The organism is Burkholderia contaminans (assembly GCF_029633825.1).
GTDB classification, from domain to species: domain Bacteria; phylum Pseudomonadota; class Gammaproteobacteria; order Burkholderiales; family Burkholderiaceae; genus Burkholderia; species Burkholderia contaminans.
Genome location: NZ_CP090640.1, coordinates 2550868 through 2574362 on the forward strand (window position 1 = coordinate 2550868; position 23495 = coordinate 2574362).

At 70.0% G+C, this 23495-nt stretch carries 18 protein-coding genes and 2 pseudogenes; 15 read left to right on the forward strand and 5 right to left on the reverse strand.

Annotated features, from left to right (window positions below):
- Nucleotide 1 precedes the first annotated feature (1 nt).
- From bcsZ to LXE91_RS11925, 8 genes and pseudogenes are all read left to right on the forward strand, one after another.
- Nucleotides 2-1222, forward strand: a complete 1221-nt coding sequence (bcsZ, locus tag LXE91_RS11890) for a cellulose synthase complex periplasmic endoglucanase BcsZ (protein ID WP_278068082.1) — start codon at nucleotides 2-4, stop codon at nucleotides 1220-1222.
- Nucleotides 1207-5086: pseudogene (locus tag LXE91_RS11895) on the forward strand (cellulose synthase subunit BcsC-related outer membrane protein). The gene bcsZ and the pseudogene LXE91_RS11895 overlap by 16 nt, the downstream one beginning before the upstream one ends.
- Nucleotides 5087-5103: 17 nt before the next feature.
- Nucleotides 5104-7071 carry a cellulose biosynthesis protein BcsE gene (bcsE, locus tag LXE91_RS11900; protein WP_039347500.1) on the forward strand — a complete coding sequence of 656 codons (1968 nt, stop codon included), beginning with the start codon at nucleotides 5104-5106 and terminating at the stop codon, nucleotides 7069-7071.
- A complete protein-coding gene (locus tag LXE91_RS11905) occupies nucleotides 7068-7286 on the forward strand; it encodes a hypothetical protein (RefSeq protein WP_039347498.1) in 219 nt (72 codons plus the stop codon). The genes bcsE and LXE91_RS11905 overlap by 4 nt, the downstream gene beginning before the upstream one ends.
- A pseudogene (bcsQ, locus tag LXE91_RS11910) lies at nucleotides 7283-8063 on the forward strand (cellulose biosynthesis protein BcsQ). The gene LXE91_RS11905 and the pseudogene bcsQ overlap by 4 nt, the downstream one beginning before the upstream one ends.
- Nucleotides 8060-10597: a UDP-forming cellulose synthase catalytic subunit gene (bcsA, locus tag LXE91_RS11915; protein ID WP_039347861.1), complete on the forward strand. Its 2538-nt coding sequence runs from the start codon at nucleotides 8060-8062 to the stop codon at nucleotides 10595-10597. The pseudogene bcsQ and the gene bcsA overlap by 4 nt, the downstream one beginning before the upstream one ends.
- Before the next feature lie 27 nt (nucleotides 10598-10624).
- Entirely contained in the window at nucleotides 10625-12181 is a 1557-nt protein-coding gene (gene bcsG / locus LXE91_RS11920) for a cellulose biosynthesis protein BcsG (protein ID WP_039347491.1), read from the forward strand.
- A complete protein-coding gene (locus tag LXE91_RS11925) occupies nucleotides 12163-12360 on the forward strand; it encodes a hypothetical protein (protein ID WP_039347487.1) in 198 nt (65 codons plus the stop codon). Before bcsG ends, LXE91_RS11925 begins: the two co-directional genes overlap by 19 nt.
- A 75-nt stretch (nucleotides 12361-12435) precedes the next feature.
- Here LXE91_RS11925 and LXE91_RS11930 read toward each other — a convergent pair whose 3' ends face one another.
- From LXE91_RS11930 to LXE91_RS11945, 4 genes are read right to left on the reverse strand one after another with little or no spacing between them, the layout of a single operon-like run.
- Nucleotides 12436-13320: a pirin family protein gene (locus tag LXE91_RS11930; protein WP_039347484.1), complete on the reverse strand. Its 885-nt coding sequence runs from the start codon at nucleotides 13318-13320 to the stop codon at nucleotides 12436-12438.
- A 31-nt stretch (nucleotides 13321-13351) separates the two neighbouring features.
- Nucleotides 13352-13744, reverse strand: a complete 393-nt coding sequence (locus LXE91_RS11935; protein ID WP_039347482.1) for an OsmC family protein — start codon at nucleotides 13742-13744, stop codon at nucleotides 13352-13354.
- A gap of 58 nt (nucleotides 13745-13802) precedes the next feature.
- Complete coding sequence (locus tag LXE91_RS11940) at nucleotides 13803-15383, reverse strand: Na+/H+ antiporter (protein WP_039347480.1); 1581 nt, start codon at nucleotides 15381-15383, stop codon at nucleotides 13803-13805.
- A gap of 25 nt (nucleotides 15384-15408) precedes the next feature.
- On the reverse strand, nucleotides 15409-15669 hold the full coding sequence (locus tag LXE91_RS11945; RefSeq protein ID WP_039347478.1) for a XapX domain-containing protein: 261 nt from the start codon (nucleotides 15667-15669) through the stop codon (nucleotides 15409-15411).
- A gap of 287 nt (nucleotides 15670-15956) precedes the next feature.
- Between LXE91_RS11945 and LXE91_RS11950 the strand changes: the two genes are divergently transcribed.
- Nucleotides 15957-16643, forward strand: coding sequence for a hydrolase (locus LXE91_RS11950; RefSeq protein WP_039347475.1), 687 nt, complete (start codon nucleotides 15957-15959; stop codon nucleotides 16641-16643).
- Nucleotides 16644-16742: 99 nt separating this feature from the next.
- On the opposite strand, the gene LXE91_RS11955 is transcribed toward LXE91_RS11950, so the two are convergent.
- Nucleotides 16743-17666, reverse strand: a complete 924-nt coding sequence (locus tag LXE91_RS11955) for a LysR family transcriptional regulator (protein WP_039347858.1) — start codon at nucleotides 17664-17666, stop codon at nucleotides 16743-16745.
- A gap of 99 nt (nucleotides 17667-17765) precedes the next feature.
- On the opposite strand from LXE91_RS11955, the gene LXE91_RS11960 reads away from it, so the two are divergent.
- The 6 genes from LXE91_RS11960 to LXE91_RS11985 are packed head-to-tail and all read left to right on the forward strand — an operon-like array spanning nucleotide 17766 to nucleotide 23470.
- Nucleotides 17766-17933 (forward strand): DUF1427 family protein, encoded by a 168-nt coding sequence (locus LXE91_RS11960; protein ID WP_039347470.1) that lies wholly within the window; start codon nucleotides 17766-17768, stop codon nucleotides 17931-17933.
- A gap of 19 nt (nucleotides 17934-17952) precedes the next feature.
- Nucleotides 17953-19845 (forward strand): amidohydrolase, encoded by a 1893-nt coding sequence (locus LXE91_RS11965; protein ID WP_039347467.1) that lies wholly within the window; start codon nucleotides 17953-17955, stop codon nucleotides 19843-19845.
- Between the two features lies 1 nt (nucleotide 19846).
- The gene (locus LXE91_RS11970) at nucleotides 19847-20299 is read left to right on the forward strand and encodes a DoxX family protein (protein WP_039347465.1); all 453 of its coding nucleotides are present in this window, start codon (nucleotides 19847-19849) and stop codon (nucleotides 20297-20299) included.
- Nucleotides 20300-20325: 26 nt separating this feature from the next.
- On the forward strand, nucleotides 20326-21240 hold the full coding sequence (locus LXE91_RS11975; RefSeq protein WP_039347461.1) for a VOC family protein: 915 nt from the start codon (nucleotides 20326-20328) through the stop codon (nucleotides 21238-21240).
- Nucleotides 21237-21935 (forward strand): YoaK family protein, encoded by a 699-nt coding sequence (locus LXE91_RS11980; protein WP_039347459.1) that lies wholly within the window; start codon nucleotides 21237-21239, stop codon nucleotides 21933-21935. The genes LXE91_RS11975 and LXE91_RS11980 overlap by 4 nt, the downstream gene beginning before the upstream one ends.
- Complete coding sequence (locus LXE91_RS11985) at nucleotides 21932-23470, forward strand: alginate export family protein (RefSeq protein ID WP_039347456.1); 1539 nt, start codon at nucleotides 21932-21934, stop codon at nucleotides 23468-23470. The genes LXE91_RS11980 and LXE91_RS11985 overlap by 4 nt, the downstream gene beginning before the upstream one ends.
- The last annotated feature ends 25 nt before the right edge of the window (nucleotides 23471-23495 follow it).

The following is a 23495-nucleotide window of genomic DNA, read 5'->3' on the forward strand; positions in this document are numbered from 1 at the left end:
GATGGCGCGGGCAATGGCGAAGCGACGGGCAATGCGGCCGGCGCGGCGCGTCGGCGCGGCACTCGCGCTGGCGGTGGCGATGACGTGCGCGGCGGCCGGGATGGCCACGCGCGCGCAGGCCGCGGGAGCCGGTGCGGCCGACGCGGGATGCAGCGCGGCGTGGCCGCGCTGGGACGCGTTCAAGCGCGATTTCATCTCGGCCGACGGCCGCGTGATCGACGTCGGCTCGGACGATTCACGCACGGTATCGGAGGGGCAGGCGTATGGACTTTTCTTCGCGCTGGTCGCGAACGACCGGCGCATGTTCGACACGATCCTCGCATGGACCGAGAACAATCTCGCGCAGGGCGACCTGAGCGCGCACCTGCCCGCGTGGCTGTGGGGCCGCGCGCCCGACGGCGCGTGGCGCGTGCTCGACGCGAACGCGGCGTCGGACGCCGACCTGTGGATCGCGTATGCGCTCGTCGAGGCCGGGCGGCTGTGGCACGAACGCAGCTACACGGCGCGCGGCACGCTGCTCGCGAAGCGCGTGCTCGACGTCGAGACGGCGACCGTGCCGGGCCTCGGCCTCACGCTGCTGCCCGGGCCGACGGGGTTCAAGCTCGCCGACGGCCAGTGGCGCGTGAACCCGAGCTATTCGCCGCCGCAGGTGATCCGTGCGCTCGGCGCGCGCCTGCCCGACGACAAGCGCTGGGCCGCGCTCGCCGCCAGCACCGGCCGCGTGCTGCTCGACACCGCACCGAAAGGCTTCTCGCCGGATTGGGCGCTGTATCGCGCGGGCACGGGTTTCGGGCCCGATCGCGACACGCATGCGGAGAGCGCGTACAACGCGATCCGCGTGTATCTGTGGGCCGGCATGCTCGACCGCGCCGATCCGCTCGCCGCGCCGCTGCTCGCGCGTTTTGCGCCGTTCGCCGACTACATCGCCGCGCATGGCGCGCCGCCGGAGAGGGTCGACACGACAACCGGCGTCGCCGGGCCGAACGACGGCAACGGCGGGTTCTCGGCGGCGGCCGTGCCGTTCCTCGACGCACGCGGCCAGCGCGCGCTCGCGGATGCCCGAGCGGCGCGTGTCGATACGCTCGCGCGCCAGTCGCCGCCCGGTTACTACACGAGCGTGCTGACGCTGTTCGGGCTCGGCTGGCGCGACGGGCGCTACCGGTTCGGCGCGGACGGCACGCTCGACGCCCGCTGGGGAGGCCGCTCGTGCGCCGCCCGCTGAAGCGCGCCGCGCCGCACGTCGCGGGATTCGCGTGGCTCGCGTCGTCGGTGTGCGCGGCGGCGCCGGGCACCGCCGCGGACGTGCCGATGGCGAACCCGCGGCGCCGGCGACAGCCGCGTCCGCCGATGCGCAGCGTCAGCTCGACACCGCGCGGATGTGGGGCGCCAAGCATCGTGACGACCTGGCGCGCGATGCCCTGCGCAAGGGGCTGCTGATCGCGCCGGGCGATCCCGAGCTGCTGGCCGAACAGGTGCGCGTGCTGTTGCGGCTCGGCGACGCGAAAGGCGCGCAGGCGTCGCTCGCGCGCCTGCAGGCGCAGTCGCCGAATGCGCCCGCCACGCGGCGGGTGGCTGACGAGTACCGCGTCGCGACGAGCGGGCGCGGCGAGATGGCGCAGATCCGCCTGCTCGCGCGCAGCGGCCGTGCCGACGAGGCAGCCCGGCGGATCGTCGCGCTGTTTCCGAACGGCGCGCCGTCGGGTGCACTCGGCGCCGAGTACTACCAGATCGTGTCGAATGCGCCGGGCGGACGCGAGCCGGCGATCGCCGCGCTGCGCCGCGCGGTCGCGGCCGATCCGAAGGACACGAGCGCGGCGATGGCGCTCGCGCGGCTTTTGAACCAGCGCGCCGACACGCGGCCCGAGGCGAACCGGATCGCACGGGCGCTCGCGAAGCGCACCGACGCCGATCATACGGAGGCGATGGCGCTGTGGCGGCGCGTGCTGCAGTCGGCCGGCAGCGATCCCGCGTATCTCGAAGCGCTGCATGCCTATCTCGTGCTCGTGCCGGACGATACCGAATTCGTCGATCGCGTCGCGGAACTGGATCGCCAGCGCGACGCGCAGCGCCAGCTCGAACGCAATCCCGACTACATTGCGCAGCAGCGCGGCCTGCAGGCGCTCGCGCGCGGCGACACGGCCGGCGCCGATCCGCTGCTCACGCGCGCCGCGCGGACGCGGGCGGACGACGCCGACGCGATCGGCGGGCTTGGCCTGCTGCGCCTGCGCGAAGGGCGGCACGACGAAGCGCGCACGTTGTTCACGCGCGCCGCAACCCTTTCGACCGACCAGCGCGGCAAATGGCGGGGCCTCGCGCGCACCGCGCAGTTCTGGGGCTGCTCGCACAAGGCCGCGCGGCGGCCGCGGCAGGCCGTCCGCAGGACGAAGAACGCGCCGCACGCGCGGCACTCGCGATGCAGCCGGGCAGCCCGGACGCGAAGCTGCAGCTTGCCGACGCGTTGCTCGCGCAGCGCGACTGGGCGCGCGCGGAGCCGTTGCTGCGCGAGTTGCTGGCCGCGCGTTCGCCGGACCTCGCGGCCGTGCGCGGCACGGCCACGCTGTACGAGAACACCGGCCGCGCGGACCAGATCGGCCCGCTGCTCGACGCACTGCAAGGCCGCGTGACGGGCCGCGACGATCGGCGCACGCTCGACGGCCTGCGTGCCGACCTGCTCGCGAACGGGCGCGTGCGCTCGCCGACAAAGGCGAACGCGGGCCCGCCGCGCAGCGCTACGAAGCGGCCGTGCGCGCGGCGCCGGACGCGCCGTGGACGCGCTTCGCACTCGCACGCCTCTATCGCGACATGGGGCTGCCGCAGCTCGGCCGCACGGTGATGGACGACGGGCTTGCGCAAGGCGCGACGCCCGAGATGCGCTATGCAACCGCGCTGTACCGCAATTCGCTCGACGACGTCGCGGGTGCGCAGGCCGCGCTCGCGCCGGTCGACGATGCGCACCGTTCGGACGGGATGCGCGCGCTCGCGCGCAAGCTCGACGCGCAAAAGCGCGCTGGCCGACGCACGCGGTGCGCTCGCGCGCGGCGACCGCACGGCGTTTGCCGCGTCGCTCGCGCAGGCGCAGGCGAGTGCGCCGGACGATCCCGACATGCTCGCCGCGATCGGCGCGCAGTGGATCGACGCGGGCGAACCCGAGCGCGGCCTCGCGCCGCTGCACGACTGGATCGCCGCGCACCCGCGCGAAGCCGACGCGGACGTGCGGCTGCGCTACGGCGACCTGCTCGGCAGCGCGGGGCGCGACGACGCGCTTGCCGCGTGGCTCGACACGCTGCGCCGGGAGCCGTCGCTTACCCCCGCTCAGACGGCGAGGATCGAGGACCAGTCGCTGCGGCTCGTGCTGCGGCAGACGGACGACGCGATCGCGCAGCAGGACTACGCGCAGGCGCGCAAGCGGCTCGATCGCGCGAGCCCGGCCGGCCACGCGGACACGCGCTATGCGCTCGAACTGGCCGATCTCGAACGCGCGCAAGGCCATTACGATGCGGCGCGCGCCGCGCTTGCGCCGGTCGTCGCGCGCATGCCGGACGATGCGGATACGCAGCTCGCGCTGGCCCGCATCGACGAGGACAGCGGCAACCGGGCCGCGGCGCTTGCACGCGTGCAGGCGGTGCTCGCCCGCACGCCGGACGACGACGTCGACACGCAACTGTCGGCCGTGCGTCGCCTGAATGCGCTGCGGCGTCCGGACGAAGCCGGGCAGGTGACCGACCGGCTGCATGCCGCGTATCCGTCGCGCCCCGATGTGACGGTCGCGGCCGGCCGCGTGGCCGAGGCGCAGGGGCGCTATGACGATGCGGCGTCGCTGTACCGGATGTCGCAGGCGCAGGAGCGCGCGACGGGCGTGAGCCCGGGCCGTGATGGACTGACGCCCGCACAGGCCGCGTTCGCGGATCTCCAGCAGCGGCGCAATCCCGAGATCGAAACCGGCTGGATGCCCGCATACAAGTCGGGCGACGAAGGCATCTCGTCGTATCGCGCGCAGCAGGTGCCGATCTACATCCAGATGCCGATCCGCTACGACGGGCACGTGTTCGCGCAGATCGATACCGTGCATCTCGACCCGGGCACGCTCGACACGAGCAACCCGAACGCGTATTCGCTCAGCACGTTCGGCAGCTACGCGGCGCTCAAGGCGCAGAACGCGCTGACCCCCGCATCGATCGCGAATCCGCCGGGCTCGCTGCACCAGACGGCCACCGGCGTCGCGCTCGGCGCCGGCTATCTGACCGACGCATGGCGCTTCGATCTCGGCACGTCGCCGCTCGGTTTCCCCGTGCATTACCTGGTCGGCGGCGTGCGCTATCGCTTCGACGCGGGCCCGGCCAGCTTCTCGGTGAATGCGTCGCGGCGGCCGGAAACGAGCAGCGTGCTGTCGTACTCGGGGATGCGCGACCCTTGGACGGGCGCGGTCTGGGGCGGCGTGCGCCGCGACGGCGTGAACCTGCGCGCGTCGGTCGACGTCGGCCGCACGAACCTGTTCGCGGAACTCGGCGCGGGCGTGCTGTCCGGCCGCAACGTCGAACGCAACGCGGAAGTCACGCTGCGCACGGGCTTCACGGTGCCCGTGTACGAGCGCGCGACGATGAAGGTCAGCACCGGGCTCGTCGGCAACGCGTGGCACTACGCGGAGAACCTGCGCTACTACACGTACGGGCAGGGCGGTTACTACAGCCCGCAACGCTACCTGTCGCTCGGCGTGCCGATCGAATGGGCGGGGCGGCACGATGCGCTGTCGTGGGACCTCACCGTCACGGGCGGGATCTCGAACAGCTACGAGAAGGATTCGCTGTATTACCCGATGTCGGCGGACCAGCGGGCCGCGCAGGTGGCGGCCGGGTTCGTGTACGCGGGCAGCTCGACGCGCGGCGTGTCGTTCTCGTACGGGATCAACGGGATCGTCGAGTACCGCGTGAACCCGCACCTGAGCGTGGGCGCGCAGCTGAAGGTCGACCGGTCGCACGACTACGCGCCGAGTTCGGCGCTCGTGTACCTGCGCTATGCGTTCGACGCGCGCGCGCAACGCAGCTGGCTCGTCACGCCGACGCCGGTGCGGCTTTATTCGGATTACTAGGTTACCAGGGGAACGCCGTGAATACGGAACTCGATGCCACTCGTCCCGCGCTCGGCACCGCCGGCCTGCTGGGCCGCCTGCGTGCGCTGCTGGGCACGGGGCCGGCCGGCGGCCGCGCCGGCACGGTGAGCCGGCTCGCGATCGACGGCTTGCCCGATACGTGGACGCAACTGGAAGCCGGCGGCCTGTACGCAATCTATGCGGCCGGCGGCACGCCGGCCTGCGATGCGCTCGTGTGGGAAAGCGCGCGACAGGCGCGCACGCGCGACGTGACGGTCGTCCTCGCACGCGACGCGGTGCACGTCGCCGAACAGATGCAGGCGCGCGGCTTTGCAGGCGGCGCGCAGCCGGCCGGCTGGCCGCGCAACCTGAACGTGCTGGCGATGCCGCCGGTGACCGAGCCGGCCGGCGGTGACGGTGCCAACGCCGGCGTGATTGCCGACGCACCGCGCCGCGCGGCGCCGGGTCCGTTCGCACGGCTGACCGGCGGCCTGCGCGCGCTGAAGCGCTACGGTTTTCGCGCGCGCTCGCTGTATTTCATCGAGGGCGCGCAGCGCTGGTTCAGCTGGGACGACCCGATCGCGCTCGCCGACGAGGCGCACGCACTCGCCGACTGGTGCCGCACGCGCCGGATCGCGCTGGTGCTGCTGCTCGATCCCGAAGCGACCCGTGCGGGCGGTGAAGCGCGCTCCGACGATGCGCCGCTCGTCCGCGATGCGGATCGCACGCCGCGCAGCGGTTTCCACGGTATCTGCTCGGGCGTCGCGCAGTTGCAGCGCACGCACGGCGAGCTGCTGTGGGTCGTCGATTTCTGGCGGGCGGGCGACACGCTAGCGGCCGGCGAAGTGCGGCCGCTGCGCTTCGCGCCGGGCGGCCGTCTGTCGGCGAACGTCGACGGCGGCGCGACCGAGCCCGCGCACCGGATGAAGATCGCGAGCGACGAGGATCGCGTCGTCGTCAGCCGCGCGGTGCTCGAAGGCACGAACCGCGCGCCGGACGGCTGGGAGATCGTCGAAGACAACGCGGCCGTCGTCGCCGCATGCGCGCATGCGCAGGCGGCTACCGCGGTGCTCGTGTTCCGCTCGCATGCGCAGCTCGAAGCGTTGTGCGCAGAGGTTCACGCGCTGCGCCGGCAGTGCGGCGGTGCGCTGAAGATCGCGGTCGTCGAGCGCGGCGAAGTGCTGCGCCAGCAGTTCGAGGTGCTCGTGCTGAGCGTCGGCGCGAGCCGCGTCGTCGCGCGCGATTTGCCGGTGTCGCGCATGCAGGCCGCCGTGCACGCGTTGCGCGGCCAGCTCTATGCGCGGCCCGTCGCGGCCGACTATCGTGCGGCGCTCGCGGCCGCGCTCGGCGATTCGGTGCTCGGCTACCTGCCGGTCGGCGCGTTCTGCCTGCGGATTCGCGCGGTGCTCGATCGCGGCGCCGTGCTCGCGCTGCCGCACACGCTCGCGAAGATCGCGCTGCTGCCGGGCGTGTCGCACGTCGACGCGTTGCGCCATTGCAAGCCGCGCCGCGCGGGCGACGTCGTGACGGCCGATGCCGCGCACCTGTACGTGTTCCTGTTCGCATGCGAACCGGCCGATGCGGAGGACGCGCTCGCGCGCATCTTCGACGTGCCGGTCGACACGCTGTCCGACCGCGTCGTATGCCTCGGGCACGGCAGCATCGACACCGAGCTCAATGCGCTGAAGGCGGAGAACCGGCGCGCGCCGATTGCCGACTACAGTGACCTGTTCGCGGCCACGCAGCCGGCGGGCGCGACGCGTACATCGCCCGCGCGCACCGACCTCGGCGCGGCGTTGCCCGACGCGAGCGAAGTGAGCCGCGCGATCGACGCGATCGATACGATCGTCGCGCTCGAGGCGATCGGTGCGACACCGACGGCCGCGGCTGTCGATGCATCGGCGCCGGAACCCGTCATTTCCGCCGCGCGCAAGCGCAGCGCCGTCCGCAGCGCGATGCCGCTGCGCAAGGAGGGAGTCGCATGATTGCCGAAATCGTCATCGGTTTCATCGTCGGCATCGTGATCGCGGTGCCGGTGTGGATCGTCGCGCAGCACCTCGGCATCGGCCGCGGTTTTCATGCGCCGCGCGGCATCGACCGGCGTGACGCGGTGCCCTGCGAACTCGTGCCTGTCGCGCTGCGCGGGCGGCTGCTGCCCGATGCGGAGCGCGGCGAGCGTGGCAGCGAGGCGGCCCGATGAAGACGATCGCCATTACGTCGACGACGGGCGGCGCAGGCCGCACGACGCTCACGGCCGCGCTCGCGGTGCTGCTCGCGCGCCGCGGCCGGCCGGTCGTCGCCATCGAATTCGATGCACAGAACCTGATGGGCGCGACGCTCGGCCTCGACTCGCTGGCCGAGCATGGCCTCGCGCAGAGTGTTGCTCGGCGGCGGCGAGCCGTGGCATGCGCATACCTGGCGCAACGCCGACGGCGTGCTGTTCGTCCCGTACGGGCAGGTCGATGCGGCCGGCGCCGCCGCGTGCGATGCGCGGCTCGCGGCCGATCCTGCGTGGCTGTCGCGCGCGCTCGACGAGATCGGGCTGCCGGCCGACGGTGTCGTGCTGATCGACACCGCGCGCTATCCGTCGACGCAGGCCGAACAGGCGATTCGCCGCGCGGACCTGACGCTCGTCGTCGTGCCGCCCGAGCCGACCGCGTGTGCGACGACGGCGGCGCGGCTCGGTGCGCTGCGCGCCGGCGGCGGCGAGCTGCAGATCGTCGTGAACCGGCTGAATCCGGCGCGCGACATGCAGCGCGACGCGCTCGGCATGCTGCGCGCGGTCGCGGGGCCGACGTCGATGCTCGAGCAGCGCATCCACGTCGATGCGGCCGTGCCCGAAGCGCTCGCGCGCGGCAGCTGGATCTTCGACGACGCGCCGTATTCGCAGGCGTCGCACGACCTGAACGGCGTCGCGAACTGGGTCGATACGTGGCTGGCGGCAGGCGCCGCCGGTCGCCGTGGAGCGGCGCGATGAACGCGGGCTTCGCGCTGCGCCTGCGTGCGCTCGGCCGTCGTGCGGCCGACTGGCTCGCGCGCGGCATCGGGTTGCCGGCGCAACGCACGCTGGTCGACTGGGTCGTGCGGCTGTTCTTCCATGCGCCGCCGCCGGGCCGGCCGGATCACGTGCGCCGCTGGGTGCGCGTCGCGTCCCTGCGGCTCGCGCAGGAGTGGGGCGTGCTGCAGCCGCTCAGCCCGCGCGAATGGCTGTGGCGCGCGATCGTGCGTGCGCCGCGTGCGGCGGACGGCCGGCCCGCGCGCGATCCGCTCGCGTGGTTCGACAAGTATGTCGTGCCGGTTTACGTGGCCGGGCGCGCGGTCGGCCGACGCATCGATGCGATGCTCGCGCGCCTGCCGTGGGTGCGCTGGGGCGGCTGGCTCGATGCGCGTGCGAACGGCGTCGGCCGGCGCCGCTGGCTCGCGCCGCTGCTGCTGGTCGCCGGCGCGCTGCTGTGGGCCGCGGCCGGGATGTCGCCGCTGATGCCGGGCGCGCAGTTCGCGTTCTTCGCGATCGTCGCGGTGCTGGCGCTCGCGCTGCGCCGCCTGCCGGGCCATCTGCCGACGCTCGCGCTCGCGTCGCTCGCACTGCTCGCGACGTTGCGCTACATGTGGTGGCGCACCTCGCAGACGCTCGATTTCCGCAGCCCGGTCGAGGCCGTCGCCGGCTACCTGCTGTACGGCGCGGAAGCCTATACGTGGATGATCCTGCTGCTGGGCTTCGTGCAGACCGCCTGGCCGCTCGACCGGCCGATCGTGCCGCTGCCCGACGATCCCGACACCTGGCCGACCGTCGACATCTACATCCCGACCTACAACGAGCCGCTGTCGGTCGTGAAGCCGACCGTCTTTGCCGCGCAGAGCATCGACTGGCCGAGCGCGAAGCTGCGCGTGTATCTGCTCGACGACGGCAAGCGCCCCGAATTCGAGGCGTTTGCGCGCGCGGCCGGCATCGACTACGTGACGCGCGACGACAACCGCCACGCGAAGGCCGGCAACATCAACCGCGCGCTGCCGAAGACGCATGGCGAATACATCGCGATCTTCGACTGCGATCACGTGCCGACGCGCTCGTTCCTGCAGACCACGATGGGCGTGTTCCTGCGCGACCCGAAGTGCGCGCTCGTGCAGACGCCGCACCATTTCTTCTCGCCCGATCCGTTCGAGCGCAACCTCGGCACGTTCCGCGAGATCCCGAACGAGGGCAACCTGTTCTACGGCCTCGTGCAGTCGGGCAACGACCTGTGGAACGCGACGTTCTTCTGCGGCTCGTGCGCGGTGCTCAAGCGCAGCGCGCTGGAAGAGGTGGGCGGCGTCGCGGTCGAGACCGTGACCGAGGATGCGCACACGGCGCTCAAGCTGCACCGGCGCGGCTATACGTCGGCGTACCTGCCGACCGTGCAGGCGGCAGGCCTCGCGACCGAAAGCCTCGCGGGCCACGTGAAGCAGCGCACGCGCTGGGCGCGCGGGATGGCGCAGATCTTCCGCATCGACAACCCGTTCCTCGGGCGCGGGCTTGGCCTCATCCAGCGGATCTGCTACGGCAACGCGATGCTGCACTTCTTCTACGGGATTCCGCGGCTGGTGTTCCTGACGATCCCGCTCGCGTACCTGTTCTTCCACCTGTACTTCATCAACGCATCGGCGCTCGCGCTCGCGAGCTACGTGATCCCGTATCTCGTGCTCGCGAACGTCGCGAACTCGCGGATGCAGGGGCGCTACCGCCATTCGTTCTGGGCCGAAGTCTACGAGTCGGTGCTCGCGTGGTACATCGCGCTGCCGACCACCGTCGCGTTCTTCAGCCCGAAGCACGGCAAGTTCAACGTGACCGACAAGGGCGGCAAGATCGACGAAGGCTACGTCGACTGGTCGACGTCGAAGCCGTACCTGGTGCTGTTCGGGCTGAACGTGCTCGCGATCCTCGCCGGCCTGTGGCGGCTCGCGGTCGACCAGGGCGACGAGGCATCGACGATCCTGATCACGCTCGGGTGGACCGTGTACAACCTCGCGATGCTCGGCGCGGCGCTGGCCGTGGCGCGCGAAACCAGGCAGGTGCGCGTCACGCACCGGATCGCGATGCGCGTGCCGGCCATGCTGCTGCTCGCCGACGGCTCGACGGCCGCGTGCTTCACGAGCGACTACTCGACCGGCGGCCTCGGCCTCGAAGCGGTGCCGGGGCTCCCGCTTGCCGTCGGCGACACGCTGACGGTGTGCGTGACGCGCGGCGACCGGCCGTTCCCGTTCCCGGTGCGCGTGAGCCGCGTGACGCCGACCCATGTCGGCGTGAGCTTCGACGAACTCACGCTCGAACAGGAGCGCCAGCTTGTGCAATGCACGTTCGGCCGCGCGGACGCGTGGCTCGACTGGAATGAAGGCCAGCGGGTCGACACGCCGCTCGGCGGGCTGAAGGAAGTGTTGCGGATCGGCCTCGACGGCAACGTACGGATGTGGAAGGGTGCGGCGCGCGGCCTGCTGGCCATGCTGGCGCCGAAACTCGATCGGGCGCGCGACTGACGCGGCGCTCATCATGGAGTGGGTTAGATGACGTTCTGGAATCTGTATTTCATCCTGAAGTTCGCGCTGTTCGCGACCGGGCACCTGCAGCCTTTCTGGCTCGCGAACCTCGCGTTCGCGGTGGCGCTCGCGGCGAGCGCACCGATCCGGCGGCGCGCGTGGCGCATCGTCCGGCAAGTCGTGGCGATCGCGATCGCGGTGCCGCTGCTCGCGCGCGAGATGCATGCGCCGCCGCTCGCCCGGCTCGCCGAGGCCGCGCGCGAAGTGAGCACGTTCCGCCTCGAGTACTGGATGGAGCTGCTGCCGCGCCTGCTGCCGCCGGTGCTGCTGCTGACGGTGGCCGGCGCGCTGATCGTCTACTTCATCGTCAATCGCTGGCTGCGCGTCGCGACGTTCGTGCTGGCCGTGCTGATCGTGATGCCGCTGTGGCAGGCCGGCAGCGGGCTGATGGCGCGCGTCGTCGCACCGCTGCCGCAGCAGGCGAACGCGACGGGCACGACGCTCGCCGGCCAGCCGGAGGATCACAACGCCGCGCTCGCGACGTTCCGCACGCAGGAATCGCAGCGGCAGGTCGCGTTCGGCCATCTCGGCAACGATCCGGCCGCGCAGTTCGACGTGATCGTGCTGCACATCTGCTCGCTGTCGTGGGACGACCTCGACGCCGCAAAGGCGCGCAACCACCCGATGCTGAGTCACTTCGACTACCTGTTCAACAACTTCAGCACGGCCGCGAGCTACAGCGGGCCGGCCGCGATCCGCGTGCTGCGCGCGAGCTGCGGGCAGGAGGCTCATGCGGACCTGTACAAGCCCGCGCCGCAGCAGTGCTACCTGTTCTCGCAACTGGCGAGCGCGGGCTACAAGGTGCAGTCGCTGCTGAACCACGACGGTCACTTCGACAACTTCCTGCAGGTGATCCACGACAACATCGGCGTGCCCGACGCGCCGCCGGTGTCGAACGCGGCCGCGCCCGTCGCGATGCACGCGTTCGACGGCTCGGAGATCAAGAGCGACTACGCGACGCTCGCGAACTGGTATGCGCAGCGCGCGTCGGTGCCGGGCCCGGTCGCGCTGTACTACAACACGATCAGCCTGCACGACGGCAACCGCGTCGTCGGCAGCGCGCTGACGAGCATCGACTCGTATCCGCAGCGCGTGACAAAGCTGATGGACGACTTCGATCACCTCGCCGACCTGATCGCGCAGTCGGGCCGTCGCGCGGTGATCGTGTTCGTGCCCGAGCACGGCGCCGCGCTGCGCGGCGACAAGAACCAGGTCGCGGGGCTGCGCGAGATTCCGACGCCGCGCATCGTGCACGGGCCGGTCGGCGTGCGGCTCGTCGGCTTTGCCGGCAACCACGGCGCGACGACCGTGATCGACCAGCCGACCAGCTTCCTCGCGCTCGCGCAACTGCTGTCGAACCTCGTGTCGAACAGCCCGTTCAAGCCGGGCACGACGCTCGCGCAGTACGCGGCCGACCTGCCGCGCACGCGGATGGTGGGCGAGAACGAGGGCACGGTGACGATGCAGACGGCCGCGGGCTACTCGGTGAAAACTCCGGATGGCGTATGGATCGACGAACAGTAATTCTTCCCGCCGAAAGCGACGATGATCGCCTGTCGCAACCGAACGACGTGCTCGGCCTCGCGCGGCATCTGCCCGCGCTCGATCCCGAGCGCTACGTCGACGAGCAGGCGCGCCGCGCGTTCATCGAATCGCTCGACCGCTGGCCGACGCTCGCGAAGCTGATGGGTTTGAAGCGGTAAACGCACAACGGCCGGCATGCGGGCCGGCCGTTGCGTTGCTTGCCTGCGGGCGAACGCTTGCTGCGCCTCGTTACGTTACTGCGCCTTGCGTTCCGGCTGGCGCGTCCACTCGTTTTCTTCGCCCGGCACCTTGCCGAAGGTCTGATCGGCCCACGCCGCACGGGCCGCATCGATCTTCGCGCGCGCGCTCGACACGAAATTCCATTCGATGAACCGCTCGCCCGGCAGATGCGCGCCGCCGAGCAGCATCACGCGTGCGCCGTTCGTGCTCGCCAGCGCCACGGTCGCGCCCGGCTCCAGCACGGCCATCGTCGCGGCCGTGAGCGGCGTACCGTCGATCGAGAGATCGCCGTCGACGAGATACACGCCGCGCTCCTCATGTTCCGCATCGAGCGCCAGCGTGCCGCCTGCCGCGAATTCCGCATAGGCATAGAGCGTGGGCGAGAACACGGCGACCGGCGACGTGAGCCCGAACGCGGTGCCCGCTATCACGCGCACGCTTGCACCGCCGCGCGTGAACGACGGCAGCGTGTCGGCCGCGTGATGGACGAACGCGGGCGCAGTGTCTTCATGCTCGACCGGCAGCGCGACCCAGGTCTGGATCCCGTGGACCGGCTGATCGCGCGGCCGGTCTTCGTCGGGCGAGCGCTCCGAGTGCACGATGCCGCGGCCGGCGGTCATCCAGTTCACGTCGCCCGGTACGATCTTCTGCCGGAAGCCGAGGCTGTCGTGGTGCATCAGCGAACCGTCGAACAGGTAGGTGACGGTCGCGAGGCCGATGTGCGGATGCGGCAGCACATCGATGCCGCTGCCGGCCGGCAGCACGGCCGGCCCCATCTCGTCGAAGAAGATGAACGGGCCGACGAGGCGGGCGGCGCGCGCGGGCAGCACGCGGCGCACGACGAGGTTGCCGATGTCGCTTTCGCGCGGCGTGAGCAGGGTCTTGATCGAAACGGACATGGTGGGGGTCTTGTGGTCGGGGCGGCGCGCGTCAGGCGATCGCCGTGTCGATGGTGATCGGGTGCGTGAGGATCTTGTGCACCGGGCACGCGTTCGCGATCTGCAGCAGGCGTTCGCGCTGTTCGCCGGACAGGTCGCCTTCGAGCGTGATGCGGCGCACGATCGTGCTGCCCGCGCTGCCCGATTCGTGCGCGAGCTTCACGTGCACTTCGGTGAGCGGCCAGTCCTTGCGCTGCGCGTACATCTTCAGCGTGATCGCGGTGCATGCGCCGAGGCTCGACAGCAGCAGCGCGACGGGCGTCGGCGCGGTATCGCCGCCGCCGAGCGATACGGGTTCGTCGGCACGCCACTGATGGACGCCGTCGGTGAAATGGACCAGGTAATCGACGGAGCCGATGCTCGCTTCGACGGACAGTTCGCTCATTGCAATTCCATGTGGGGAAGGGGGATCGGCTGGCGTGCGGCCATGCATGGCCGCACGCTCAGGGTTCGAGCAGGCGCTGCAGCCGCAGTTCCTCGAAATCCAGCTCGGATTCTATGCGGTGCAGCACTGCGTCGTCGACCCGGCCGTCGCGATGCAGGTCGAGCAGCGCGTCGCGCGACACGCCCACCAGCTCGAGCTCGACGCGCAGCATTCGCGCGCGCACGTCCGCAGGCTGCGCGCCGTCGCGGTGCGCGCGTTCGTTGAACGCGACGCGGCTGCGGTACTCGGTCAGCAGCCGGTCGAGCGATGCGCGTTCTAGGGTCGAGCCGCGCTGCTCGCGCGCGTCGAGCTCGGCGAGCGCCGCGCCGAACGTATGCGCGCGCACCGCATGCTCCGACATCGTGTGCCGCGCGGCCGGGCGCAGCTTCAGCACGCGGATCAGCGGCGCGAGCGTGCCGCCCTGCACGACGAGCGTGGCGATGATCAGCAGGAACGTGCTGAACAGGATCAGGTCGCGGCCGGGGAAATTGGCGGGCAGCGCGATCGCGGCCGCGAGGCTCACGACACCGCGCATGCCCGACCAGCCGAGCACGACGGCTTCACGCCACGACCACGGCGCGCGGCCGGCACGCGGCGCGCGCAGGCGGCCCGGCAGCCACATCGCGACGAACACCCACACGATGCGCGCGGCGATCGCCGCGGCGGTGGCGGGCAGTGCGACGCGCAGGCCGGCCATCAGCACCGCGCCTTCGTGGTTCACGCGCGCGAGGATCGCATGCAGCGCGAGGCCGATCAGGATGAACACGAGCGCGTCGAGCACGAACACGATCGCTTCCCAGGTCGCCTTCGCCTTGATCCGCATGTCGGCGTCGAATACGCGATGCTGGCGCACGCCGAGCACGAGGCCGCAGGTGACGACCGACAGCACGCCCGAGCCGTCGACGGCTTCCGCGATCCCGTAGCTGCCCCACGCCATCGCGAAGGTCACGACGATGCCGAGCATCGGATCGCGCAGGCGCGGCAGCACCCAGCTCATCGCATGGCCGCACGCGAGACCGACCGCGATGCCGATCAGCGTGAGCGAGAAGAACAGGCCGGTGGCGCTTGCGGCCGTGATCGACACGGCGAGCGCGGCCGATACGGCCATCTGGTACAGCAGCAGGCCCGACGCATCGTTGACGAGGCTTTCGCCTTCGAGCACCGCGACGAGCCGCGCGGGCAGCGGGTGGCGCTGCAGGATTGCCTTCGCGGCGACCGCATCGGGCGGCGACACGATCGCACCGAGCGTGAAGCACGCGGCCCACGGCAGCGCGGGGTTCACCGCATGCACGGCGAACGCGACCGCGACGGTCGTGAACACCACCGCGCCGAGCGCGAGCGATGCGATCGACGCAAGCTCCTGCCGGAATTCCTTCCACGCGGTGTAGAACCCGCTCGACATCAGCAGCGGCGGCAGCACGGCCGCGAGCAGCAGCGCCGGGTCCATGTCGGGCACGCGCTTGCCGGCCACCGCGACCACGCAGCCGCCGAGCAGCAGCACGACGGCCGGTGGAATCGAAATCCGTTCGGCGAGCCACGTGAGCGCGCCGGCACCGCAGATCAACAGCAGCAGGTAATGGAACAGCTCGACGTTGGTCATGCGCGGGAGGTGATGAGCGATTGCATCACGACGGCTTGCGGTCGTTCGTGGTGCCGCCGGGCAGCGCGCCGAACATGTGCTGGCTGCACTTCGCGTCGCGCCAAGCGGTGTTCAGCCGGTGGCCCGCGAGCATGCGTCGCGCGACCGGCAGGATCTGTTCGCCGGCGAGCATGCCGAGCAGGCCGGTGAGCGCGATGATCGGCGGGGCCGGCGAATTCACGCCGATCGTGCCGTAGATGGCGCCGGCGAGGACACCGGCGAGCAGCGACAGGGCATAGGCTTTCATGATGGGCGTCTCGTGGTCTCGTGATCGAACGACGGATGGCGACGAGTGCATCGTCGAGGTCACTCGAAGCGTATCGGGTTTACGTGCAGAAAAAAAGGGCGGATTGCCCTTGGGCGACCACCTATTCTGGAATCCATGTGATTCCATTTTTTGGATGTTCGTGTCAGCGGATTGCGGTTTTAATGAATCGAGACGGACGAAGCAGATCAAGCGTCGTACCCAACTCGAATCCTCCCGCGTTCGCGGCGAGGCAAGATTCCCCTTCCCGTTCCAAGGATGATCACGCCATGAGCAACCCGAAGCTCGAAGTACTTACTCCGCAGAACAGCCAGCTGATCTTCATCGACCAGCAGCCGCAGATGGCATTCGGTGTGCAGTCGATCGATCGCCAGGCGCTGAAGAACAACGTGGTCGGCCTCGCGAAGGCCGCGAAGGCGTTCAATATCCCGACCACGATCACGACGGTCGAGACCGAGGCGTTCTCCGGTCATACCTATCCCGAACTGCTCGACGTCTTTCCGAACCAGAAGACGCTCGAACGCACGTCGATGAACTCGTGGGACGACCAGAAGGTGCGCGACGCACTGGCCGCGAACGGCCGCAAGAAGGTGATCGTGTCGGGTCTGTGGACCGAAGTCTGCAATACGACGTTCGCGCTGTGCGCGATGCTCGAAGGCGGTTACGAGATCTACATGGTGGCCGACGCTTCGGGCGGCACGTCGCAGGCCGCGCACGATTTCGCGATGCAGCGGATGGTGCAGGCCGGCGCGGTGCCCGTGACCTGGCAGCAGGTCATTCTCGAGTGGCAGCGCGACTGGGCGCGTCGCGACACGTACGACGCGGTGATGGCGGTCGTGAGGGAGCATTCGGGCGCGTACGGGATGGGCGTCGACTACGCGTACACGATGGTTCACAAGGCCGCGCAGCGTACCGCGACGCCGCACGAGTCGATCCCGGCCGTGCCGGCGAAGTAACGGGCGACCGGCTGCGCGCGACCGGCGGCGGGCGACCGGCTGCGCGCGATGCCTCCGATGCAGGCGGCGGCGCGCGGCGATCCGCCGGCCGCCGCCCGCTCAGGCCTCCGGCAGCGCCCACGGCGCGTGCGAGAAATGTTCGGCGAGGAAATCGAGCAGCACCGTCACGCGCGCGGCACGCAGCATGCCGGGCGGCGTCATCAGGTTGACGTTGACGTCGGCGATCCTCCAGTCATGCATGACTTCTTCGAGTATGCCGCGCTGCAGTTCGTCCCACACCAGGAACTCGGGCTGAAGCGCGAGGCCGTGGCCGGCGATCAGTGCGGGGACGATCACGTCGGCGTTGTTGGTGCGGATGCGTCCGTGCACGTTCACGCCGAATTCGTCGCCCGAGGCCGGGTGGCGAAAGCGCCAGTGCTCGGGCGTCGGCAGGTTGGTGTAGGTGAGGCACACGTGCTTCTCGATGTCGCGCGGATGCGCGGGCCGGCCATGCCGGGCCAGATACGCCGGCGACGCGACGAGCGGACGGCGCACCGCGCACAGGCGGCGCGAGCGCAGCGACGAATCGCTCAGCTCGGCGATCCGGATCGCGACGTCGAACCCGCCGGACACGATGTCGACGATGTGGTCGGTGAGCACGAGGTCGATGTCGACGCGCGGATAGCGTTCGAGAAACGCGGGCAGCACCGGCGACAGGTGGTGCAGCCCGAACGACATCGGCGCATTCACGCGCACGAGGCCGTGCGGTTCGAGCGCTTGCGCGGACGCCTCGCTCTCGATCAGTTCCGCATCGGCGAGCAGGCGGATCGCACGGTCGCGCAGCAGTTCGCCGGTCGGCGTGAGCGACAGCTTGCGCGACGTGCGGTACAGCAGCATCGCGCCGAGGCGTTTTTCGAGCCGCGCGATCGCCTTCGAGACGGTCGGTTGCGACACGCCGAGGAGCTCAGCGGCTTTGGCGAACGAACCGAGCTCCGCGACGCGCGCGAAGATGGCCCAGGCTTCGAGATCAGGAAGGTGTTGCATGGTCGGGCAGAGTGGCAGGGAAGCGAGGTGGATACGGCGGCGCAGCATGCGGCCGGCGCGATGCGGCTCATTCTAATCCGGCCGGGGAGAATAATCGTTATGGAATCTTATCTATTGTCGCTGTCGGCCGGCGTGCTGGTCGGCGTCGTGTACAGCGTGATCAAGGTGCGCTCGCCGGCGCCGCCGCTCATTGCGCTGATCGGCCTCGCCGGCATGCTGATCGGCTCGCAGGCCATCGGCGCCATCCGGCACTGGCTCGGCTTCTGATCGTATCGAGGACATTTTAATGAGTGCAACTGATAATCAGCCGGATCTGATCCTGCACAACGGCCGCATCACGACGCTCGACCGTGCGAACCCCGTCGCCACCGCGGTCGCGATCAAGGACGGCCGCTTCGTCGCGGTCGGCAGCGACGCGGAGATCGTGCCGCTCGCGGGCCGTGCGACGAAGGTGGTCGACCTCGGCTGCCGCCCGGCGCTGCCGGGCCTGACCGACAACCATTGCCACGTGATCCGTGGCGGCCTGAACTACAACATGGAGCTGCGCTGGGACGGCGTGCGCTCGCTCGCGGTCGCGATGGAGATGCTCAAGCAGCAGGTCGCGATCACGCCGGCGCCGCAGTGGGTGCGCGTGGTCGGCGGCTTCACCGAACACCAGTTCGCCGAGAAGCGCCTGCCGACGATCGACGAGCTCAACGCGGTCGCGCCCGATACGCCGGTGTTCATCCTGCATTTGTACGACCGTGCGCTGCTGAACGCGGCCGCGCTGCGTGTCGTGGGTTATACGAAGGACACGCCCGAGCCGCCGGGCGGCACGATCCTGCGCGATGCCGCGGGCAATCCGACGGGCCTGCTGCTCGCGAACCCGAACGCGACGATCCTCTACGCGACGCTCGCGAAAGGCCCGAAGCTGCCGTTCGAGTATCAATACAACTCGACGCGTCACTTCATGCGCGAGCTGAACCGGCTCGGCGTGACGGGCGTGATCGATGCAGGCGGCGGCTCGCAGAATTACCCGGACGATTACGAAGTGATCCGCAAGCTGCATGACGCGGGCGAGATGACGATCCGCATCGCGTACAACCTGTTCACGCAGAAGCCGAATGCGGAGAAGGAAGACTTCGTCAACTGGACGAAGAGCAGCAAGTACCACGACGGCACCGATTACTTCCGTCACAACGGCGCGGGCGAGATGCTGGTGTTCTCGGCAGCCGACTTCGAGGATTTCCGCGTCGCGCGCCCGGACCTGCCGGCCCAGATGGAAGACGATCTCGAAGGCGTGGTGCGCGTGCTTGCGCAGAACCGCTGGCCGTGGCGCATGCATGCGACCTACGACGAAACGATCAGCCGCGCGCTCGACGTGTTCGAGAAGGTCAACGAGGACATCCCGCTCGAAGGGCTGAACTGGTTCTTCGATCACGCGGAAACGATCTCCGAGAAGTCGATGGACCGGATCGCGGCGCTGGGCGGCGGCATCGCGGTGCAGCACCGGATGGCGTACCAGGGCGAGTACTTCGTCGAGCGCTACGGCGCGCAGGCGGCCGAAGCGACGCCGCCGGTCGCGAAGATGCTGTCGAAAGGCCTCAAGGTGTCGGCCGGCACCGACGCGACGCGCGTGGCGTCGTACAACCCGTGGGTGTCGCTCGCGTGGCTCGTGACGGGCAAGACGGTGGGCGGGATGCGCCTGTATCCGCAGCGCAACCTGCTCGATCGGGAAACTGCACTGCGCATGTGGACCGAGTACGTGACGTGGTTCTCGAACGAAGAGGGCAAGAAAGGGCGTATCGCGGTCGGGCAACTGGCCGACCTGATGGTCCCGGATCGCGATTTCTTCACGTGCGCGGAGGACGATATCGTCGATACGACGGCGCTGCTGACGGTGGTGGGCGGCCGGATCGTGTGGGGGGCGGGGCCGTTCGCGTCGCACGACGCGCCGATTCCGCCGGCGATGCCGGACTGGTCGCCGGTGCGCGCCTACGGCGGCTACGGTGGCTGGGGCGCGACGCAGCGCGATGGCGCACCGCTGCAGCGCGCGGCGGCCGCCGCGGCGATGTGCGGTTGCGCGAGCGCGTGCGGCATGCACGGCCATGCGCATGCTAGTGCGTGGAGCCGCGCGTTGCCGACGTCGGACGCGAAGGGTTTCTGGGGCGCGTTCGGCTGCTCGTGCTGGGCGGTCTGACATGACGGCGCGCACAGCCCATGGCAACCCGGCATGGATCCGCGCGCTGCTGTCGCAGCCGTGGGTCCTGCCGCTCGCGCGTCTGGCGCTCGTTTCCGCGTTCCTCATCGGCGGCGTCAACAAGGCGATGCACTTCGGCGACGCGGTGGCCGAGCAGGCGCATTTCGGCCTGCAGCCGGCCGCGTTGTGGGCGGCGCTGGCGATCGTGGTCGAGATCGTCGGCTCGTTGTGCGTGGTGTTTCGCCGCTTCACGTGGCTCGGCGCCGGCGCGCTCGGCATGCTGACGCTGGTCGCGATGGTCGTGGCGAACGATTTCTGGAACCATTCGGGTGCCGAAAATTTCATGGCGCTCAACAGCTTTTTCGAGCATCTTGGGCTGATCGCGGCCCTCGTGCTTGCGACCGTGCTCGACGATGCACGGCAACCGGCCGATGACGGCCGCTCCATCCGATGACAATGCAACAACCAGGGAATCCCGTGATGAAATCCATTCGTTCCGTGCTGCTCGCCGCGCTGCTCGCGGGCGGTCTTGCCGTCGCGCCGGTGGCGTTCGCGAAGCCGCCGGTGCCGCCGGCGGCCACGCCGACGGTGGCCGTCGGCCCGCAATACGACACGACGCACGTGTGCGTGGCACCGGAAGACTTCGACCGCTTCACCGACAGCTTCGTCGCGACGTTCGGCGGCAGGAAATCGAAGCAGGGCGTGTTCCAGGTCACGCCCACGCCGAGCCAGACGATGTCGCAGCTCGTGCTCACACCGGTCGGCACGATCTCGGTGTTCGGCTTCAAGACGCCGATCCCGTATCCGTTCTGCTCGGAGCGCACCGGTTATCTCGTCACCGACATGGACGTCGCGATGAAGACGGCGCGCGCGCACGGCGCGGACGTGATCGTCGACACGTTTCCCGATCCGATCGGGCGCGACGCGATCGTCCGCTGGGCCGGCACCCTGAACATGCAACTCTATTGGCATACCGAAGCGCCGCGTTACGACGTGCTCGAGACGGTGCCCGAGAACCGCGTGTACGTATCGCCGGAAAGCGTGCACAAGCTGGTGCACGATTTCGTGAAATTCTCGAACGGCAAGGTGGTGTCCGACACCCTCAAGGCGCCGGGCATCGAGATCGGCCGGCCGAACGACACGTACCGCCGCATCCGCATCGAATCGGGCTTCGGCAAGATGACCGTGCTCGTGAACGACGGCCACCTGCCTTACCCGTTCGGCCGCGAAATGACCGGCTACGAAGTGCACGATCTCGGCGCGACGCTGGAGAAGGCCAAGGCAGCCGGCGTGACCGTGCTCGTGCCGCCGTTCACGTCGGACGGCCGCGACGCGGCGCTCGTGCAGTTCCCGGGCGGCTACGTCGCCGAAATCCACGCGAGCGCGGCGCGATGAAGCACGAGGACACGATCCTTGCCGCGGTGGCCGGCTTCGTCGACACGCTGAGCTTCGTCGCGCTGTTCGGGCTGTTCACGGCACACGTGACGGGCAACTTCGTGCTGATCGGCGCGGGCATCGCGGGCTTCGGCCAGGGTGTCGTGTTGAAGCTCAGTGTGTTTCCCGCATTCGTGTGCGGCGTAATCGCGAGCAGCCTGATCGCGCGGTCGATGTCCGGGCGGCCCGCCTGGCAGGGCACGCGCGCGCTGCATGCGGTCCAGGCCGTGCTGCTGCTCGGCTTCTGTGCGGCGGGCGTGTGGGCGACGCCCGTCACGCAGCCCGACAGCCTTTCGGCGCTCGTGGCCGGCATCGTCGGCACGTTCGCGATGGGCGTGCAGAACGCGCATCCGCGCGTGATTGCGCGCGCCGGCGGCGTGCCGAACACGGTGATGACCGGCAACGTGACGCAGGCGATCCTCGACGCGGTCGACCTGCTGTCGGCCGGCACCGCCGATGCCGCGCGCGCGGCGGCACGCGCGCGCTTCGGCAAGATGCTGCCGGCGATCGTCGCGTTCGCGCTCGGCGCCGCATGCGGCGCGCTCGGATTCCGCTTCGTCGGGTTCCTCGCGCTGCTCGCGCCGGTCGGCGCGCTCGCGACGCTTGCCCTGTGCGCGGCACCAACGGCGGGTACCACCACACAGGAGCGCGCATGATCGAGCGGGGCGGGAGGAGACATCACGGTCGGCATACCGCACGGGCCGCGCGCGTGTCGATCGTCGCGGGGCTGCTGCTCGCGGGCGCCGACGCGGCATGCGCGCAAACGGCGGCGGCATCGACGCCGGCTTCCACGCCGGTGCAGGAGCCGGTGCCGGCCGCGTCATCGGCAACGCCAACGACATCGGCAACGACAACCGCTGCCGCCGCATCGACCTGCACGGCCAAGCGCCCCGTGGTGCTGTTCAACCGCTGGCAGGAAGACTGGTCGGTGCTCGCGAATCCGTGCGTGCCGCGCGCGCCGCTCGACGGCCTGAAATACATTCCGCTCGGCAACGATCCGGCCTCCTATCTGTCGCTCGGCGTGAACCTGCGCGAGCGTCTCGAGACCAATGACGCGCCGCTGTTCGGGATCGGCTCCGCGCAATCGGATACCTACCTGATCCAGCGAATCGAAGTGCATGCCGATGCGCATCTCGGCCAGCACTGGCAGTTCTTCGTGCAGTTGCAGGACGCCCGCGCGTTCGGCAAGAACACGGTGTCGCCGGTCGACAAGAACCCGCTCGATCTCGAGCAGGCGTTCGCGACCTACACGGGCGCGCTCGGCGGCGGCACGTTCAAGTTCCGCGTCGGCCGGCAGGAGATGGCGTTCGACTTGCAGCGTTTCATCGCCACGCGCGACGGCCCGAACGTACGGCAGGCGTTCGATGCGGTCTGGGCCGTGTACGAGTACCAGAAGTGGCGCTTCATCGGCTATGCGACGCAGCCGGTGCAGAACCGCAACGCGTCCGATTTCGACGACGTGTCGAATCGCGATCTCACGTTCAGCGGCGTGCGCGTCGAGCGGCAGTCGGTCGGGCCGGGCGACCTGTCCGGCTATTGGTCGCGCTACAACCGCAACAACGCGCGGTTCCTCGACGCGAGCGGTCCCGAGCATCGCGACGTGTGGGACGTGCGCTACACGGGCACACTGGGGCGCTTCGACTGGGATCTCGAAACGATGCTGCAGACCGGCAAGATCGGCAACGCGACGATCGGGGCGTGGGCCGTCGGTTCGATCGCCGGCTACAAGCTCGATGCGCCGTGGTCGCCGCGCATCGCGCTGCAGGTCGACGCGGCGTCGGGCGACCGGCATCCGCACGACGGCCGTGTGAGCACCTTCAACCCGCTGTTTCCGAACGGCTATTACTTCACGCTGGCCAGCTATACGAGTTACGCGAACCTGATTCACGTGAAGCCGTCCGTGACGCTGAAGCCGTCGGCGAACCTGTCGCTGCTCGGTGCGCTCGGCTTCCAGTGGCGCGAGACGACCGGCGACGCCGTCTATCAGCAGCCGAACATCCCGGTGCCGGGCACGGCGGGCAAGGGCGGGTTGTGGACCGGGATGTACGTGCAGCTGCGCGCGGACTGGACGATCGCCGCGAATCTGATCGGTGCGATCGAGGCCGTGCATTTCCAGGTCGGCGACGCGATCCGCCAGGCGGGCGGGCACAACGCCGACTACGTCGGCGTCGAGTTGAAGTACGGCTGGTGACGGCGGCGCGCGGCAACCCGCACGC